The organism is Salinivibrio sp. ML198 (genome assembly GCF_001996015.1).
GTDB classification, from domain to species: Bacteria; Pseudomonadota; Gammaproteobacteria; order Enterobacterales; family Vibrionaceae; genus Salinivibrio; species Salinivibrio siamensis.
Window position 1 is genome coordinate 1 of sequence record NZ_MUEZ01000007.1, and the last position, 15,795, is coordinate 15,795.

Annotated in this window: 20 protein-coding genes; 7 read left to right on the forward strand and 13 right to left on the reverse strand. The window is 51.1% G+C overall.

The window, feature by feature from the left end:
- The 9 genes from BZG25_RS06105 to fkpA form a co-directional block, all read right to left on the reverse strand.
- The coding region (locus BZG25_RS06105; RefSeq protein ID WP_241828664.1) for a GTP-binding protein at positions 1 to 153 on the reverse strand (153 nt) is incomplete at its 3' end.
- Between the two features lie 100 nt (positions 154 to 253).
- Positions 254 to 2,350, reverse strand: coding sequence for an elongation factor G (gene fusA / locus BZG25_RS06110; protein WP_046074788.1), 2,097 nt, complete (start codon positions 2,348 to 2,350; stop codon positions 254 to 256).
- A 75-nt stretch (positions 2,351 to 2,425) separates the two neighbouring features.
- Complete coding sequence (gene rpsG / locus BZG25_RS06115) at positions 2,426 to 2,896, reverse strand: 30S ribosomal protein S7 (protein ID WP_025673237.1); 471 nt, start codon at positions 2,894 to 2,896, stop codon at positions 2,426 to 2,428.
- Positions 2,897 to 2,993: 97 nt separating this feature from the next.
- The gene (rpsL, locus tag BZG25_RS06120; RefSeq protein WP_025673238.1) at positions 2,994 to 3,368 is read right to left on the reverse strand and encodes a 30S ribosomal protein S12; all 375 of its coding nucleotides are present in this window, start codon (positions 3,366 to 3,368) and stop codon (positions 2,994 to 2,996) included.
- A 177-nt stretch (positions 3,369 to 3,545) separates the two neighbouring features.
- Positions 3,546 to 3,836, reverse strand: coding sequence for a sulfurtransferase complex subunit TusB (tusB, locus tag BZG25_RS06125; protein WP_158010016.1), 291 nt, complete (start codon positions 3,834 to 3,836; stop codon positions 3,546 to 3,548).
- 10 nt (positions 3,837 to 3,846) lie between these two features.
- Entirely contained in the window at positions 3,847 to 4,203 is a 357-nt protein-coding gene (gene tusC / locus BZG25_RS06130) for a sulfurtransferase complex subunit TusC (RefSeq protein WP_077578270.1), read from the reverse strand.
- 7 nt (positions 4,204 to 4,210) lie between these two features.
- On the reverse strand, positions 4,211 to 4,603 hold the full coding sequence (gene tusD / locus BZG25_RS06135) for a sulfurtransferase complex subunit TusD (RefSeq protein WP_046074785.1): 393 nt from the start codon (positions 4,601 to 4,603) through the stop codon (positions 4,211 to 4,213).
- Positions 4,600 to 5,289 (reverse strand): transcriptional regulator, encoded by a 690-nt coding sequence (locus BZG25_RS06140; protein ID WP_152795982.1) that lies wholly within the window; start codon positions 5,287 to 5,289, stop codon positions 4,600 to 4,602. Before BZG25_RS06140 ends, tusD begins: the two co-directional genes overlap by 4 nt.
- A gap of 159 nt (positions 5,290 to 5,448) precedes the next feature.
- Entirely contained in the window at positions 5,449 to 6,231 is a 783-nt protein-coding gene (gene fkpA, locus BZG25_RS06145; protein ID WP_046074783.1) for an FKBP-type peptidyl-prolyl cis-trans isomerase, read from the reverse strand.
- A 126-nt stretch (positions 6,232 to 6,357) separates the two neighbouring features.
- On the opposite strand from fkpA, the gene BZG25_RS06150 reads away from it, so the two are divergent.
- Entirely contained in the window at positions 6,358 to 7,341 is a 984-nt protein-coding gene (locus BZG25_RS06150; RefSeq protein WP_046074827.1) for a WD40 repeat domain-containing protein, read from the forward strand.
- A gap of 12 nt (positions 7,342 to 7,353) precedes the next feature.
- The gene (locus tag BZG25_RS06155; protein ID WP_046074782.1) at positions 7,354 to 7,575 is read left to right on the forward strand and encodes a SlyX family protein; all 222 of its coding nucleotides are present in this window, start codon (positions 7,354 to 7,356) and stop codon (positions 7,573 to 7,575) included.
- A 52-nt stretch (positions 7,576 to 7,627) separates the two neighbouring features.
- On the opposite strand, the gene slyD is transcribed toward BZG25_RS06155, so the two are convergent.
- Genes slyD through kefG form a run of 4 tightly spaced genes read right to left on the reverse strand, consistent with a single transcriptional unit; the run spans position 7,628 to position 10,756 of the window.
- On the reverse strand, positions 7,628 to 8,119 hold the full coding sequence (slyD, locus tag BZG25_RS06160) for a peptidylprolyl isomerase (protein ID WP_046074781.1): 492 nt from the start codon (positions 8,117 to 8,119) through the stop codon (positions 7,628 to 7,630).
- 50 nt (positions 8,120 to 8,169) lie between these two features.
- Positions 8,170 to 8,373, reverse strand: a complete 204-nt coding sequence (locus BZG25_RS06165) for a YheV family putative zinc ribbon protein (RefSeq protein WP_046074780.1) — start codon at positions 8,371 to 8,373, stop codon at positions 8,170 to 8,172.
- A 9-nt stretch (positions 8,374 to 8,382) separates the two neighbouring features.
- On the reverse strand, positions 8,383 to 10,182 hold the full coding sequence (gene kefB / locus BZG25_RS06170; protein ID WP_077638695.1) for a glutathione-regulated potassium-efflux system protein KefB: 1,800 nt from the start codon (positions 10,180 to 10,182) through the stop codon (positions 8,383 to 8,385).
- Positions 10,175 to 10,756 carry a glutathione-regulated potassium-efflux system ancillary protein KefG gene (kefG, locus tag BZG25_RS06175; protein WP_046074778.1) on the reverse strand — a complete coding sequence of 194 codons (582 nt, stop codon included), beginning with the start codon at positions 10,754 to 10,756 and terminating at the stop codon, positions 10,175 to 10,177. The genes kefB and kefG overlap by 8 nt, the downstream gene beginning before the upstream one ends.
- A 197-nt stretch (positions 10,757 to 10,953) precedes the next feature.
- On the opposite strand from kefG, the gene BZG25_RS06180 reads away from it, so the two are divergent.
- The 5 genes from BZG25_RS06180 (at position 10,954) to BZG25_RS06200 (ending at position 15,620) form a co-directional block, all read left to right on the forward strand.
- The gene (locus BZG25_RS06180) at positions 10,954 to 12,882 is read left to right on the forward strand and encodes an ABC transporter ATP-binding protein (RefSeq protein WP_077638696.1); all 1,929 of its coding nucleotides are present in this window, start codon (positions 10,954 to 10,956) and stop codon (positions 12,880 to 12,882) included.
- Positions 12,825 to 13,367, forward strand: a complete 543-nt coding sequence (locus BZG25_RS06185) for a TIGR02444 family protein (RefSeq protein WP_077638697.1) — start codon at positions 12,825 to 12,827, stop codon at positions 13,365 to 13,367. Before BZG25_RS06180 ends, BZG25_RS06185 begins: the two co-directional genes overlap by 58 nt.
- The gene (locus BZG25_RS06190) at positions 13,351 to 14,367 is read left to right on the forward strand and encodes a hydrolase (RefSeq protein ID WP_077638698.1); all 1,017 of its coding nucleotides are present in this window, start codon (positions 13,351 to 13,353) and stop codon (positions 14,365 to 14,367) included. The genes BZG25_RS06185 and BZG25_RS06190 overlap by 17 nt, the downstream gene beginning before the upstream one ends.
- A 108-nt stretch (positions 14,368 to 14,475) precedes the next feature.
- Positions 14,476 to 14,694: a YheU family protein gene (locus BZG25_RS06195; protein WP_046074774.1), complete on the forward strand. Its 219-nt coding sequence runs from the start codon at positions 14,476 to 14,478 to the stop codon at positions 14,692 to 14,694.
- Positions 14,695 to 14,750: 56 nt separating this feature from the next.
- A complete protein-coding gene (locus tag BZG25_RS06200) occupies positions 14,751 to 15,620 on the forward strand; it encodes a phosphoribulokinase (RefSeq protein WP_046074773.1) in 870 nt (289 codons plus the stop codon).
- The last annotated feature ends 175 nt before the right edge of the window (positions 15,621 to 15,795 follow it).

Genomic DNA, 15,795 nt, shown 5'->3' on the forward strand with positions numbered 1-15,795 from the left:
ATCGATTGACGCGAAGTCACGAGCAGCACCGCCGTGTACTTTTGCAAGTACCGTACAGATAGCTGCGGTCAGCGTAGTTTTACCATGGTCAACGTGGCCGATAGTACCAACGTTAACGTGCGTTTTCGTACGTTCAAATTTTTCTTTAGACACGATCGTCTTCCTTCCTAGTTGTGAGTTAAAGGACTTGGCCTAGTAACTCAGAAGTCAGTGTTTGATGCCGACCATGATGTCGGCATCTGGACCAAAATAATTAGCTACGCTCTGCGATCAGGGCGTCAGCGATGTTCTTAGGCACTTCACCGTACTCGCTGAATTCCATCGAGTAAGATGCACGGCCTTGTGTTGCACTACGTAGGTCAGTAGCGTAACCGAACATTTCAGACAGTGGAACCTGGGCACGTACGATCTTCAGACCCGCTGGGCCTTCGTCCATACCACCGATCAGGCCACGACGACGGTTCAAGTCACCAACAACGTCACCCATCCACTCTTCTGGCGTGGTTACTTCAACCTTCATCATTGGCTCAAGCATAACAGGTTGCGCGTCGTGAGCACCTTTCTTGAATGCCATTGATGCGGCGATCTTAAACGCCATTTCGTTAGAGTCAACATCGTGGTAAGAACCATCGAACAAGGTTGCCTTAACGTCAAGTACCGGATAGCCAGCGAGTACACCGTTGGCCATCTGCTCTTCGATACCTTTAGCAACAGAGCTGATGTATTCACGTGGAACCACACCACCAACGATTTCGTCAACGAAGACAAAACCTTCGTTTGGCTCTGATGGTTCGATTTTCAGCCATACGTGACCGTACTGACCACGACCACCAGACTGCTTAACGAACTTACCTTCAACTTTGGTGCTACCACGGATGGTTTCGCGATAAGCTACCTGAGGCTTACCAACGTTACACTCAACGTTAAATTCGCGACGCATACGGTCAACGATGATGTCTAGGTGAAGCTCACCCATACCAGAAATCAGGGTCTGGCCAGACTCTTCGTCAGACTCAACACGGAAAGATGGATCTTCTGCCGCCAGTTTACCTAGCGCGATACCCATTTTCTCTTGGTCAGCTTTAGACTTAGGCTCAACCGCGATTTGGATAACTGGATCTGGGAACTCCATGCGCTCTAGGATTACTTTTGAATCCATTGCACATAGGGTGTCACCCGTGGTCACGTCTTTCAGACCAACCGCAGCAGCGATGTCACCGGCACGGATTTCTTTGATCTCTTCACGCTTGTTCGAGTGCATCTGTACGATACGGCCCAAACGCTCACGCTTTTGCTTCACTGAGTTATAGACAGTGTCGCCAGAGTTAACCACGCCTGAGTAAACACGCATAAAGGTCAACGTGCCCACGAATGGGTCGGTTGCAATCTTAAATGCCAGTGATGCAAACGGTTCTTTATCGTCTGCATGACGCTCGATTGGGTTACCGTCTTCGTCTTCACCTTTGATTGACTTAACGTCAATCGGTGAAGGCAAGTATTCGATAACCGCATCCAGTACGGCCTGAACGCCTTTGTTCTTAAACGCAGAACCACAGGTTGCCAGTACGATTTCGTTGTCAAGCGTACGCTGACGCAGCGCTGTCTTGATTTCTTCTTCAGACAACTCACCTTCTTCAAGGTACTTGTCCATCAGCTCTTCAGAGGCTTCCGCAGCAGACTCAACCAGGTAGTTGTGCCATTCTTCTGCTTGCTCTTTCAGATCGTCTGGAATTTCTTCATAGGTATAAGTCATACCCATGTCTTCTTCGTTCCAGTTGATCGCTTTCATTTTGATCAGGTCAATGACGCCCTTGAACTGGTCTTCTGCACCAATGTTCAAGTGAATTGGCACAGGATGTGCGCCAAGACGGTTTTTGATTTGATCAACCACGCGCAGGTAATCGGCACCCGCACGGTCCATCTTGTTCACGAATACCATACGCGGTACTTCGTATTTGTCAGCCTGACGCCATACGGTCTCAGACTGAGGCTCAACACCTGATGAACCACAGAATACAACTACCGCACCATCAAGCACACGCAAAGAACGCTCAACTTCGATAGTGAAGTCAACGTGTCCAGGGGTGTCGATGATGTTTACGCGGTGTTGTTTGAACTGCTGATCAGAACCGGCCCAGAAAGTCGTGGTCGCGGCTGAGGTGATGGTGATACCACGCTCCTGCTCTTGCGACATCCAGTCCATGGTAGCGGCGCCGTCGTGTACCTCACCGATTTTGTGTGACAGACCTGTGTAGAACAGGATCCGCTCGGTAGTCGTGGTTTTACCGGCGTCTACGTGAGCACAAATACCGATGTTACGGTAGCGCTCGATAGGGGTTTTACGAGCCACAATAGTATCCTCTTGCTAAGGTTAACCTTAGAAAATGGGTTTGGCGTGCCCCGAATGGGACACGCCATGAAGGCATTACCAGCGGTAATGTGCGAACGCTTTGTTCGCGTCTGCCATACGGTGAACGTCTTCACGTTTCTTAACAGCAGTACCTTTGTTTTCTGACGCGTCTAGCATCTCGCTTGCTAGGCGCTGAGCCATAGATTTTTCACCACGCTTACGAGCGGCTTCAACCAACCAACGCATAGCCAGTGCGTTACGACGTACAGGACGTACTTCTACTGGCACTTGGTAAGTTGAACCACCTACACGGCGAGATTTAACCTCGACCGCTGGGCGTACGTTTTCAAGAGCTTGTTCGAATACAGCCAAGTGCTCTTTACCAGAACGCTCAGCCATGATGTCTAGTGCACCATAAACGATTTTTTCAGCAGTTGACTTCTTACCGTCAACCATCAGGATGTTTACAAATTTTGCCAGCAATTCTGATCCGAACTTAGGATCTGGAAGAATTTTACGCTGACCAATTACGCGACGACGTGGCATGGATTATCTCCGTTGTCTTCTTCAGGTTTTATCCAAAACTTTTCAGTTTTTTCAAAATTCAATTGTTTGAGTGTTTGGCCTTACTTAACGGAATCCATTAAGACTTAGGACGCTTCACACCGTACTTAGAACGACCTTGTTTACGGCCGTTAACGCCTGCACAGTCTAGTGCGCCACGAACAGTGTGGTAACGCACACCCGGCAAGTCTTTAACACGACCGCCGCGGATAAGCACAACACTGTGCTCTTGCAGGTTGTGGCCTTCACCACCAATGTAAGAGGTGACTTCAAAGCCATTGGTCAAACGTACACGGCATACTTTACGCAGTGCAGAGTTTGGTTTCTTTGGAGTAGTGGTGTAAACACGAGTACATACACCACGTTTTTGTGGACACGCTTCCAACGCAGGCACGTTGCTTTTCGCAACTTGCTTCAAGCGTGGCTTGCGGACCAGCTGGTTAATAGTTGCCATTAAATAGCTCCTGATATTACTTAACGTATAAGTGTGAAAAATCTAGCCCCAATACAACAGGGACGCGAAATTTTAGGCGTCGGGGTATGGGGTGTCAAGATTTATACAGAGATCTTTGCATTGTTTGTTTTTCGAACAACACGCGGGGGATTTTCACACACGACAAAGACTAGCCGATTACCATGTCATTTGCGTGACATGTTCAGCACTCAAATCGACCAATTGATGCATATCAATCAGCTCAGCACGAGGGTGTAATGTATCGCCTAGCCCTCGTGCGTCCACATCATCTTTGAGCAAATAAACAGCATGAGTCTCGGTAAACAATCGGGTTGCCCACTCGCTCCCCGCCATCCCGGCGACGACGGCATCGCTGATCAAGACAATCGCACTGTTTGACGGCGCGTAGTCTAAGCACTGTGCCAAGGCTTGACGGCTGTATGGTGAGTGTTTGACCAGGTGCAGCACGGCCTTCTCCTTAAAAATGCAAAATGCGATCGCAGCCTGACAGCTGCGTTTTGATTTGCTCGACGGATAACGCTTGAGTTGGCAGCACAGTCGAGGCTTGCTCAAGTCCTCGTGCGGTCAACGAGGCCTGACAGACATAAATCGCTTCGACATCACACAAAGGGAGCATTTTAAAACTGGCAATATAGTCGCGGCTCAAAATGTGGCTCGGTTGCTGCCCTTCAAGTAATTGAAAGACACCGTCGCCGATAAAAAACACCGCAAGGTTGTCACAAAAGGCGGACGCGGCAAGCAGCGCATCAAGCCCTTCTCGACCACTCGCGCGACCGTGAGGCGCCGAGGAAAAAACAAACCCTATTTGCATCACATCCCCCTTAAAACTGCATCACGCGGTCTGCGGTCAATAAAGCTTCCGCTAGCGCTCCGAGCCCCGCTTGTGAAAACCCCGCGGCCAAGGTGCTTTGCGCTAACTCATGTTGTGTCGCTTCCTGATCACTGATCACACCACGGCGCAGCGCCGCCGCCACGCACGTTTCCAGTTGCACCTGATGATCTCGCGCGAGGGTTTGCCATGCTGTCACCATATCAAACTCATCGTTGGCAGGCACCGTGGTCGCCATGCCGTTTAACACGCCGTCTTGATAAAAGAACACCTTACTGACCTGATGTCCTGCTTCAATCGCCGCACAGGCAAACTGATACGCGGTACGTGCCATCTGTGACCCATAAGCCGGCTCAGTCACCACTAACACATACTGCAAACTCATGACTCAGCCTCTTCGGTTTTACGTTGTCTGACGTAAAGGTACACCGTATGTTTAGAGATATTCAGCCGAGCCGCGACCCGATTAATGGCATCCTTGATATCAAAAATGCCTTTATCATAGAGCGCCATCACTATCTGGCGGTTTTTGGTATTGTTAGACACGCTTTTATCGGCGTTCACTTCTTCAACGGTACGCTCGACCGTTTGATCCACCAGCTCGTCAACATCACTGGCAAAGTTAACCGATGAGGCCGCTTGTTTAGCTTGGTCGTCGGGGATGAAGGCTTGCAGTACCTGAGAAAAAGGGGCATCTAAATTGATATTGATACATAACAGCCCAATGATGCGATTGTCTCCATTGCGAATGGCCACCGTGATTGATTTCATCAAGGTGCCACTTTTCGCACGCGTAAAGTAAGCGCGAGAAAAGTTGCGCTCGGACCCTTCGATATCACGTAGCATACGCAACGCTAAATCAGTGATGGGCGAGCCTACCTGGCGCCCGGTGTTCTCGCCATTGGCAATTTTTATTGCAGACTTATTTAAATCGTCTAATGCATGCAGCACGATTTCACAGTGCTCACCAATCAAGGCTGCTAGCCCATCAACCACAGCCGAATATGACTGCAATATAATGCTGTCTTGTTGGTTGAGTGGATTGGGCTCAATGAGCTCACTTTCCGTCATAATGTTCGCGCCAAAACCCTCTGTCGGTACCACGTACGCCTATCCTTATTCGACCATGTCTCTTTTTTGTTCTGCGCTCAGTTTAACAGAATTCACGCTGAAAAATGTAAAAAGCCCCGGCTAGGCCGGGGCGAATGCTATACGACAAGACGGGGTGATTTAGCCTTCGCTGGCCGCTTCTTTGTTGCTATCGTCTTTAATTTCAAGTAACTCAACATCAAACACCAAGGTTGAATTAGCCGGGATCGATGCGGTGTCTTGGTCGCCATAAGCCAACTCTGGCGGCACAACAAAGGTGAACTTAGAGCCTACAGGCATCAGCTGCACCCCTTCAGTCCAACCTGGGATCACACGATTAAGCGGGAACGTCGCAGGTTCACCACGCTCGTACGAGCTATCAAATTGCGTACCGTCAGTCAGAGTACCTTTATAATGCACCACGACGGTGTCTTCAGCTGATGGCTTCTCGCCATCACCCATGCTATCGACTTTGTACAACAGCCCAGAGTCAGTTTCCTTTACGCCTTCTTTCTGCGCGAACTCAGTGCGGTATTTTTCACCGTCAGCGATGGCGGCTTCTGCCTTTTCTTTCGCTTGTTGCTGCGCAAGCTTGGTCACACGCTGATCAAGCGATTGCAGTGCCGCTTGTGCTTGCTCATCAGTTAACTTTGACTCACCTTGAAAGACGTCTTGCACCCCTTGCAATACCACCTCTTTATCCAGCTCGAGACCAATCTCGGCCTGCTGCTCCAAATTGGCGTTGAGGTATTGTGCCAAAGAAGCGCCAATCGCGTAGGCTGCTTTGTCGTCTTCGTTCGCAAACGCTGCTTCGGCTTTTTCAGCCGCTTGGTTAGTTTGCTCTACTTTTGCGTCTTCTTGCTGACAGCCGACGGCAAAGGCAACGGTTGCCGCGAGTAGCGACATCTTCATTACTGATTTCATTGGGTACTCCGTTGATGGTAAGGATTAATCCTCGTATTGTATTTACTGACGCATCAACCATGCGAAAGCCTGTTTCTATCCATATACTCGTGGTTATATGGCTGCACACACTGGAACTCAAGTATGATGCCCAAAATCCGCCACATTGTTGGCATTTTTATTGTTTTAAGCACCCTGTTCGGCTGTTGGCAGTCTGGCAAAGAAGCCCAGCGCTGGTCAATCCACCCTGAGGGCGCCACCAGCTTTAGCCTGAGTCGAGACGGGCGATTTGCCCTACTCGCCTCGGACGAGACCGATATTGTGCTGTGGGACCTTGTCACCAATCAGCAGTTGGCGGAGCTGGGGCCGCAAGACCCCAATGCGAACCCCGTCGTGGTCAGCCATATTTCCGATAATAAACGCTACGCTATCACCGCAACGGCACAAAACTTTGCCGTTTGGGACCTGGCTTGGAGCCAGTCTCAGGGACTTTGGTCCATTTCTGACGGCATCATTCGCGATGCTGCGATCAGCAACAATGGTGAAAAGCTGGTGCTTGCCATGTCTAACGGCAAAGCATTATTCATCGACTTAGGCACGGGGAGGCGCCTAGAGTTCCTAGCGCATCGCGATAAAGTCAATGCGGTCGCGATTTCCCCCAATGGTGCTTACGTCCTGTCAGGCGGTAATGACCATCATGCCTACTTTTGGGATACCGAGTCGGGACAAATTATCAACGACTTCGCCTATGATCAACGGGTTAAGCAAGTGGCCCTGCATCGTGACGGGCAATACGCGTTCGTCTCTGATGGCGGCAACCGCGCCGTGATTTGGGCTTTACCCAGTGGCGAGAAGGTGAGTGAGTTAGATATTTTCGCTCGCCAAGCCATTTACGCCAGTGCCCGTTTTTCCGATGATGGCCGTCAGTTGGCGACGGGCACGCCTTCACAGCGGGTCGAGTTATGGGACGTACAAAGCGGTGAAAACATCGGCCGCTGGCAAGCCTTGGCACAACCAGACACTCGCCCGCCGAGCGCAGTCGTGTATGATGTGGCTATCGACCCCACCGGGCGAGTGATTTCCGGGACATCCGCCGGTATCGCCCAAGCTTGGTTAACCGACGCGCAATAGCGAGAGAGCAGTATGAGCGAGATTGATAAGTTACAGCAGCAAATCGACGATCTGGAATATAAGGTCGCTTTTCAAGAAGACACCATCGAGCAGCTCAACAGCGCGTTAACCCAGCAGCAGGGGGATATTGAGCGTATGACAGTGCAAATTCAATACTTAGTCAGTAAGTTAAAAAACATAGAGCCGGAAAACATTGCCAGCCAAGCAGAAGAAACCCCGCCACCACACTACTGATACGAAAAAGGCGCCATTCGGCGCCTTTCATTCACCACAGACGGATACCGTCTTAGTGGTCGTGACCACAGCTTTCACCGTCTTGGTGAATATGACCGTGAGACACTTCCTCTTCTGTCGCTTCGCGAACGTCAACCACTTCCACAGAGAAAGACAGGGTTTGACCGGCTAGCATGTGGTTAGCGTCAACCACCACTTCTTCACCATCAACTTCAGTCACTTCAACTGGGATTTGGCCTTGGTCCGTTTCTGCCATAAAGCGCATGCCCACTTCTACTTGGTCTACGCCTTGGAATACGTTAGCAGGTACGCGTTGTACCATGGCTTCTTGGTAGTCACCATAAGCTTCGTCTGGGCCTACAGTCACGTCAAAGCTCTCACCTTTTTCGCGGCCTTCCAGCGCGTTCTCAAGACCTACAATCAGGTTACGATGACCGTGCAGGTATTGGAGAGGCTCTTGTGCTGTTGATTCGTCAACAAGTGCACCATCTTCATTTTTTACTTGGTAAGCCAGGCTGACTACCACATCTTTTGCAATTTTCATGCTCGCTCCGAGACCGGAAGGTAAATGGATTGCCGATGATAACGGATCCCCTACTCCGGTTTAAAGATCCCAATGACATTCTCTGCTGACTCGGCACCAGAGTGTGACTGTTGTGCCGAATCAGGCAACCGACTATCATGATAATCGCAGCTGACACATTCTACTTTGTCAATATTATTTTCGCGCCACACTCGTAACGTATCGAGCTGTTGGCACGCTGGGCAAGCAGCCCCAGCAATGAAACGTTTTTTCACTTCAACACCTTACTCATCTCGGTTCCAACTTTGGTGCCGCTCACTATCACCGCGCATTTCTCGGTCAAAAATTTCTTCTAACTCTTTGCGCGCTTCTTTCACCCGAGAGGCCGTCGCTAAATCTTCACTGTGTTGGGGTAACAAGTCTTGCAATACCCGCATATCCAACTTACGAAATAGAATTTCGGCTCGCTTGGCTTTGTACGGATGCATACCCAGTGACTCTAGCGTCTGTCTCCCGAGCTCAAGCGCCCCCAAAAAGGTTTCACGCGAGAATTGATCCACGCCCTGCGCCATCAATTGATAAGCCTCTACACGGCTCCTTGCCCGCGCCATTACTTTAAGGTTAGGGAAATGGCGCGCACAAAGATCAACAATTTCCATCACCTCATCAGGCGAATCAGTACAAATCACAATCGCTTCAGCGGTATGCGCCCCTGCCGCCCGTAATAAATCGAGCTGAGTTGCATCGCCATAATACACTTCATAGCCAAAGCGACGTAGCAGCTTAATTTGCGTCGGATCACGTTCTAATATGGTCACCCCAATTTTATTGGCGAACATCAACCGGCCCACCACCTGACCAAAGCGACCAAAACCGGCAATGATCACGCGCGCATCAGCTTGCTCAAACTGTCCTTGGGGCGGCGCCTCCTCTGGCTCGTTGAACGTGCGGGCAAACCAGCGTTGTTGAAGCGTCAGCATTAAAGGCGTGGTCATCATCGACAAGCTGACCACCACCAACAAAAACGCGTTTAACTCTTGGTCAAGCAAACCCTGGTTACGCGCCGCATTGAAAATGACAAACGCAAATTCTCCCCCTTGGCTGAGTAATACCGCCATTTGACTACGCGCTTTCGGTACGACCCCGAAGGCACGCGCCAAGCCATAAAGCAGCAAGGTCTTCACCAAAATTAACGCCGCAACCGCTCCCAGAATGGCCAGTGGATAGTCGAGCAATAAACCAAGGTCAACGGTCATTCCCACCGCAATAAAGAACAGCCCGAGCAACAAACCTTTAAAAGGCTCAATCGCGGTTTCTAATTCATGCCGGTATTCACTTTCAGCCAGCAGTACCCCAGCAAGAAAAGCACCTAGCGCCATTGATAACCCTAACGCTTGCATGGCGAGGGCAATCCCAATCACCAAGGCCAATGAGGTCACTGTAAATAGCTCGGTAACACCGCTCATAGCCACTAGACGAAACAGTGGGCGCAGCAAGAAATGACCGCCCACCAGCAAGATACCGATGCCAACAAACATCCATAATACGTCGAGCCAACTGCCAGCGCTGCCACCGGCAAGCGCAGGGATCATCGCGAGCATCGGGATCACCGCAATGTCTTGGAAGAGTAAGACCGCAAACCCCGCTTGCCCGGTTTCGCTGCGCATCAGGCGTTGATCTTCAATAATCTTCATCGCAATCGCGGTTGAAGAAAGCGCCAAGCCAACCCCAATTACCAACGCTTGCGAGAGTGTCAAGCCTGCCAATGCGCAAATCACACCGATAAACAACGCTGTGACCACGACCTGACTGCCCCCAAGCCCGATAATCGGCCGTCGCATCTGGAGCAACTTTTTGGGGTTCAACTCCAAGCCAATCAGGAAAAGCAGCAGCACCACGCCGAACTCCGCAAAATGGAGAATCGCATCCACATCACGGACTAGGCCCAGCCCCCAGGGCCCGATCACTATGCCTGCCAGCAAATAGCCAAGGACAGAGCCCATGCCCAAGCGCTGCGCCAACGGAACCGCAATCACCGCCGCCAATAAAAAGACAAAAGCCACCGATAAGAGGTTGTTATCCATCCTCTCCTCCTTGTTGCACCAGCGGATCGGCGAGCCAATCGGCATAAATCTCGGCAAACGCCTCGCGATCGGCATCGCCAACGCGACGCGCCCAGTGCAAGACCAACGGTGGGATCCAATACATCCGACATAATGAGGCGGTCAATTCAAAGGGCTGCAAGAGTTCAGCCATCGAATATTTATTGTAACCTTGTTGGCTAAACGCTTCGGCCGCCCCCCCGGTGGTCACTACAAAGCGACAGGTTTTACCTGCCAACGCATCCCCACCTTGACCATGTGCAAACCCTTTCCCTAGCACCACATCTATCCACTCTTTTAACAGCGCCGGACAGGAATACATTTGCAGTGGATGCTGAAAGACCAATACATCGGCGTCAGTGACCAACGCGCGCTCATGATGGACGTCCACCACAAAATCAGGGTATGCAGCGTAAATATCGTGCACGGTGACATGGGCCAGCGGGGTAATGGCCTCAATTAAACGACGATTAGCAACGGATTCATCGGGGTCGGGGTGAGCAAAAATCACCAGTACCTTGGGAAGAGAGGGGCTTTCAGCCTTATCTCGGGGCATAGGCTTCCTTGTCTTATGATTATGGTCAGAACGCAATCTGTTCATTTATTCCGTGTTTTTAACTTTAACACACAAATATGCCCCGTCTGTGTCTGACCAGTAGGATGACGCGGTAGAATTTGGCAATCCCCGTATCAAGCTGGTATAACGACCGCGCAACAATGCGCATCCATCAACCCGAGACAGACTGAGTAATCATGATTCGCTTCTCCGACATTCAACTGCTTCGTGGTGGTAAGCCCCTGCTTGACCACACTTCAGCCACTATCTCACCAGGCGATAAAGTCGGCTTGGTGGGCAAAAATGGCTGTGGCAAATCTAGCCTGTTTGCCTTGCTCCGCCACCAATTATCCCTGGATGCCGGCCGTTGTGATTACCCAAACCAATGGCAAGTGGCTTGGGTAGCGCAAGAGACCCCCGCACTTGATAAAAGCGCCCTTGAATATGTCATTGATGGCGACAGCGAATACCGCGAGCTCCAACAAGCCCTACGCGACGCCGAAGCCCGTGATGATGGTAACGCGGTGGCGATGTTACACGACAAATTGGATGCCATTGGTGGCTACACCATTGAAGCTCGCGCCGCGAGTCTGCTTGATGGTTTGGGCTTTAGCCAACCCCAAGTCCACTGGTCGCTCACCCAATTCTCAGGGGGCTGGCGAATGCGACTGAACTTAGCACAAGCGCTATTATGCCGCTCTGATCTATTGTTGCTGGATGAGCCTACCAACCACTTGGATCTCGATGCGGTGATGTGGCTGGAAAAATGGTTACAACAATACCCAGGCACCTTGGTGTTGATCTCCCACGACCGGGACTTTTTGGATCCTGTCGTCAACCGAATTATTCATATTGAGCATCAACAACTTAATGAATACACCGGTAATTATTCTGACTTTGAGCAGATGCGCGCGCAAAAATTGGCCCAACAACAGGCGCAGTACGAGAAGCAACAAAAGCAAATTTCCCACATGCAATCCTACATTGACCGCTTTCGCTACAAAGCGACCAAAGCCCGCCAAGCGCAAAGCCGGATTAAAGCGCTCGAGCGCATGGAGAAAGTATTGCCCGCGCAATACGATAATCCGTTTAGTTTTACCTTCTTCACACCGGATGCCTTACCCACTCCCATTTTAATGATGGACAAGGTGGCGGCCGGTTATGATAAGACCCCCATTATTGAAAACATTCGCCTTAACCTGGTGCCGGGGGCGCGCATTGGCTTACTGGGGCGCAATGGTGCGGGTAAGTCGACCCTGATTAAACTCCTCGCGGGCAGCTTACCCGCCATGGCGGGCGAATTAACCTATTCACAAGGGGTAAAAATTGGCTATTTTGCCCAACACCAACTCGATACGTTACGCATCGACGATACACCACTTCAGCACTTAAACCGGTTGGCCCCCACCACCGCTGAGCAAACCTTGCGTGATTTTCTCGGCCGGTTTGGCTTTCAAGGCGACAAGGCGCTCGAGCCTATTGGCCCCTTCTCTGGCGGAGAAAAAGCCCGCCTTGTGCTCGCCTTACTGGTCTGGCAAAAGCCGAACTTATTGTTACTTGATGAGCCAACCAACCATCTGGACTTGGATATGCGCCAAGCGCTGACACTCGCTTTACAGTCCTACGAGGGCGCGATGGTGATTGTCAGTCACGATCGCTTTTTGCTGCGCGCCACCACCGATGATTTGTACTTGGTCGACAATGGCGCAGTGCTACCCTTTGATGGAGACTTGAGCGATTATCATCGCTGGCTGACCGATCAACAGCGCGCCGATCGCGCCGAGACCAAAAAACAAGCGGCCGCGGAGAAAACAGCGCCGCAACAAACACAGATGGATCGCAAAGCGCAAAAACGCCGCGATGCCGAGTTACGCAAGCAAACCGCGCCTTTGCGGAAAAAAATTGACAATCTCGACACACAGATAGAGCAACTCTCTGCCATTATCACTGACGCAGAAAATCAGTTGGCGGACCCTGACATTTATCACACTGATAATAAGGCGCAACTCACGGCGCAATTGCAACGTCAAGCGGATGCCAAATCGACGCTCGAAGAGGTGGAACAAGAATGGATGGAGCGACAAGAAGAGCTGGAAGCCCTGGAGGCGACATTCAATCAACACTAACCCCTGGGATGGCGAACCCCGCCGACCTATGGCAGTTTTGTTTACATCATTATGGCAAGCCAGAGGTGAAGCAAGCTTGCCTCAGGCTCCAAGACGAGCATCAAGGCAACGTCAACCTTGCCTTATTACTCGCCTGGATTGAACAGCACGGCTATGGTCTTGCGCCCGAGAGCCTCACACAACTGAAGCACGCATTGAGCCGCTCTGAGCACTTACTGATTGCTTACCGTCATTTACGGCGTGACATCAAGCCGCGTGTCGGGAGTGGGCAATATAAAAAAATGCTTAACTTCGAGCTCAGCTTAGAAAAATTCCAACAGCAAGATTTAGTCGATGCCCTGAATCGTCAAACCTGGCTCACGGACAGCGCCTCTCCTCTCGCCTACTATTGCCGTCAGTTGTCACCATCAGCACGCAACCTATACACATCACTGAAGGTGACACCCGCCGAGGAACAGGGAAGCAACCATGATGACACCGTTTAAACCCATTCCCAGCGCGCGGAATGCGCACCTGCAAACCTTGTTGCCTCGCTTTCTGCGTCGTGCCCCGCTTTTCACCCCTCGCTGGCAGCAATTTGACCTGCCCGATGGCGATTTTGTTGATCTGGCGTGGACGCATCAGCCGCAACCTGGACAGCCGATTGTTGTTTTATTCCATGGCTTAGCAGGCAGTTTTGACAGCCCGTATGCCAACGGCTTGCTCGCGGCCTTCCAACGCCAAGGTTGGTGCGGCGTGGTGATGCACTTTCGCAGCTGCAGTGGCCGCCTCAATCGTGCCGCGCGGACCTATCACTCGGGAGAAACCCAGGACGCACGCGCCTTCTTAACCCATTTGCGTCAAACCTATCCAGAGAGTCAAATTGGCGCAGTCGGGGTCTCTTTGGGGGGAAACATGCTGGTGCGTTACCTGGCCGACTATCACGATGATCCCATCGTGACCTGTGGCTGCGCCGTGTCGCCGCCACTTGACCTTGCCGCCTGCTCGATGCGTATCCAGCAAGGCTTTTCCCGTATTTATCAAGCCTATTTATTGCGCTCGATGCGACAAACCCTAGCGGAAAAGCTCACACGGCATCAGCAAGTAGGCCGATGGCACGCGGGGGAGCGCCCGGCGATAAACACTCTGTTCGAGTTCGACCAAACCGTCACCGCTCCGCTTCATGGCTTTGACGATGCCCTCCACTATTATCGCGCCTGCAGTGGTTTATCGGTGCTCGACACCATCAAGGCCCCACTGGCGATTATTCATGCCAAAGACGATCCTTTTATGACCGACGCGGTGATCCCTACGTCCCCGTTACCCGCAAACATTGATTACCAACTCACTGAACATGGCGGCCATGTTGGCTTTGTCGCCGGTAGTTGGCGACAGCCACAGTTTTGGCTTGAGCACGCCGTCCCCCACTGGCTTGCCACTTATCTACCCGTACCATCACCTCATTCGGATCGTGTGAGTGACACGCGCACGATCAAGAAAGCGTAGAGAACCACTGCATTACGCGGAATGATCGGGTAAAATGCGAGCCAATTCACAACATTCACATCAGGCACCCTAGCATGCCATCCTGAGATCGATAAAAGGTGATGTAGTATGATGGTTCCATGGCAATCGATTCCCGACGAGACACTCACAGGTTTAATTGAGCATTTTGTGTTACGGGAAGGAACCGATTATGGTGAGCAAGAAGTCAGCTTTGCACAAAAAGTGGAGGACGTTCGCCAACAACTGCAATCCGGAGAAGCCGTGATTGTGTATTCTGAGTTGCACGAGACAGTGGATATTCGTCGTAAAGCAGCACTCGGATCCTAGCATCGCAGTACTCGCCGTATCGCGATACAAATTCAGACTGAATGACAGGGCGCGTCATGTCGGCTAAACATCCAATTATTGCGGTCACCGGCTCGTCAGGGGCCGGCACCACCACCACCTCGGAAGCCTTCCGAAAGATGTTCCAAATGATGAACATCAAAGCGGCCTGGCTAGAAGGGGACAGCTTTCATCGCTTTACCCGTCCCGAAATGGACGTCGAGATCCGTAAAGCGCGTGAGCAAGGTAAACATATCAGCTATTTTGGCCCCACCGCCAACGACTTCCCTCGGCTGGAACAGTTTTTTCGTGAGTATGGTGACCAAGGCACCGGGAAGTACCGCCGCTACTTACATACCTTTGATGAAGCGGTGCCCTATAACCAAATGCCTGGTACCTTCACGCCATGGCAAGACTTGGCCGACAATACCAATGTATTGTTTTACGAAGGGTTGCACGGCGGCGTGGTCGACGGTGACGTCAACGTTGCGCAGCACGTCGATCTCTTGATTGGTATGGTCCCCATCGTCAACTTAGAGTGGATTCAAAAATTTGTCCGTGATACGCGCGATAGAGGCCATTCTCGTGAAGCGGTGACCGACTCGATTGTGCGCTCAATGGATGATTATCTGCACTATATCACCCCGCAGTTTTCTCGCACCCATATCAACTTTCAGCGCGTTCCCACGGTAGATACCTCAAACCCATTAAATGCCAAAGGGATTCCGTCTTTGGATGAAAGCTTTGTGGTGATCCGCTTTCGTGGCATGAAAAACGTCGACTTCCCTTATCTGTTGCAAATGATCACCGGGTCGTTTATGTCGCGCCATAACACCTTAGTGGTGCCGGGAGGAAAAATGGGCTTTGCAATGGAATTGATCATACGTCCATTGATCCAGCAATTGATAGAAAAAGGCAAGATTGGCTGAGGCGTAGCGCATTCATGATGTATTACTTCTCAAGCCGTGATCTTAGCCACGTTTTTGCCAGTTTTTTAGGCGGTTGGCCTAGATCAAAATCAAGAAATCACCAACAAAAAAAGATACACTCTTGTTAACATACAGTGAGCTTGTAGCCCGCGTTCAGACTTCGTATTCTGTGCAA

Coding starts and splice junctions, on each gene's coding strand:
- rpsG (WP_025673237.1), bottom strand. CDS start 2,896: ATGCCACGTCGTCGCGTAATTGGTCAGCGTAAAATTCTTCCAGATCCT.
- rpsL (WP_025673238.1), bottom strand. CDS start 3,368: ATGGCAACTATTAACCAGCTGGTCCGCAAGCCACGCTTGAAGCAAGTT.
- tusD (WP_046074785.1), bottom strand. CDS start 4,603: ATGAGTTTGCAGTATGTGTTAGTGGTGACTGAGCCGGCTTATGGGTCA.
- BZG25_RS06140 (WP_152795982.1), bottom strand. CDS start 5,289: ATGACGGAAAGTGAGCTCATTGAGCCCAATCCACTCAACCAACAAGAC.
- fkpA (WP_046074783.1), bottom strand. CDS start 6,231: ATGAAATCAGTAATGAAGATGTCGCTACTCGCGGCAACCGTTGCCTTT.
- BZG25_RS06150 (WP_046074827.1), top strand. CDS start 6,358: ATGCCCAAAATCCGCCACATTGTTGGCATTTTTATTGTTTTAAGCACC.
- BZG25_RS06155 (WP_046074782.1), top strand. CDS start 7,354: ATGAGCGAGATTGATAAGTTACAGCAGCAAATCGACGATCTGGAATAT.
- slyD (WP_046074781.1), bottom strand. CDS start 8,119: ATGAAAATTGCAAAAGATGTGGTAGTCAGCCTGGCTTACCAAGTAAAA.
- kefB (WP_077638695.1), bottom strand. CDS start 10,182: ATGGATAACAACCTCTTATCGGTGGCTTTTGTCTTTTTATTGGCGGCG.
- kefG (WP_046074778.1), bottom strand. CDS start 10,756: ATGCCCCGAGATAAGGCTGAAAGCCCCTCTCTTCCCAAGGTACTGGTG.
- BZG25_RS06180 (WP_077638696.1), top strand. CDS start 10,954: ATGATTCGCTTCTCCGACATTCAACTGCTTCGTGGTGGTAAGCCCCTG.
- BZG25_RS06185 (WP_077638697.1), top strand. CDS start 12,825: ATGGATGGAGCGACAAGAAGAGCTGGAAGCCCTGGAGGCGACATTCAA.
- BZG25_RS06190 (WP_077638698.1), top strand. CDS start 13,351: ATGATGACACCGTTTAAACCCATTCCCAGCGCGCGGAATGCGCACCTG.
- BZG25_RS06195 (WP_046074774.1), top strand. CDS start 14,476: ATGATGGTTCCATGGCAATCGATTCCCGACGAGACACTCACAGGTTTA.
- BZG25_RS06200 (WP_046074773.1), top strand. CDS start 14,751: ATGTCGGCTAAACATCCAATTATTGCGGTCACCGGCTCGTCAGGGGCC.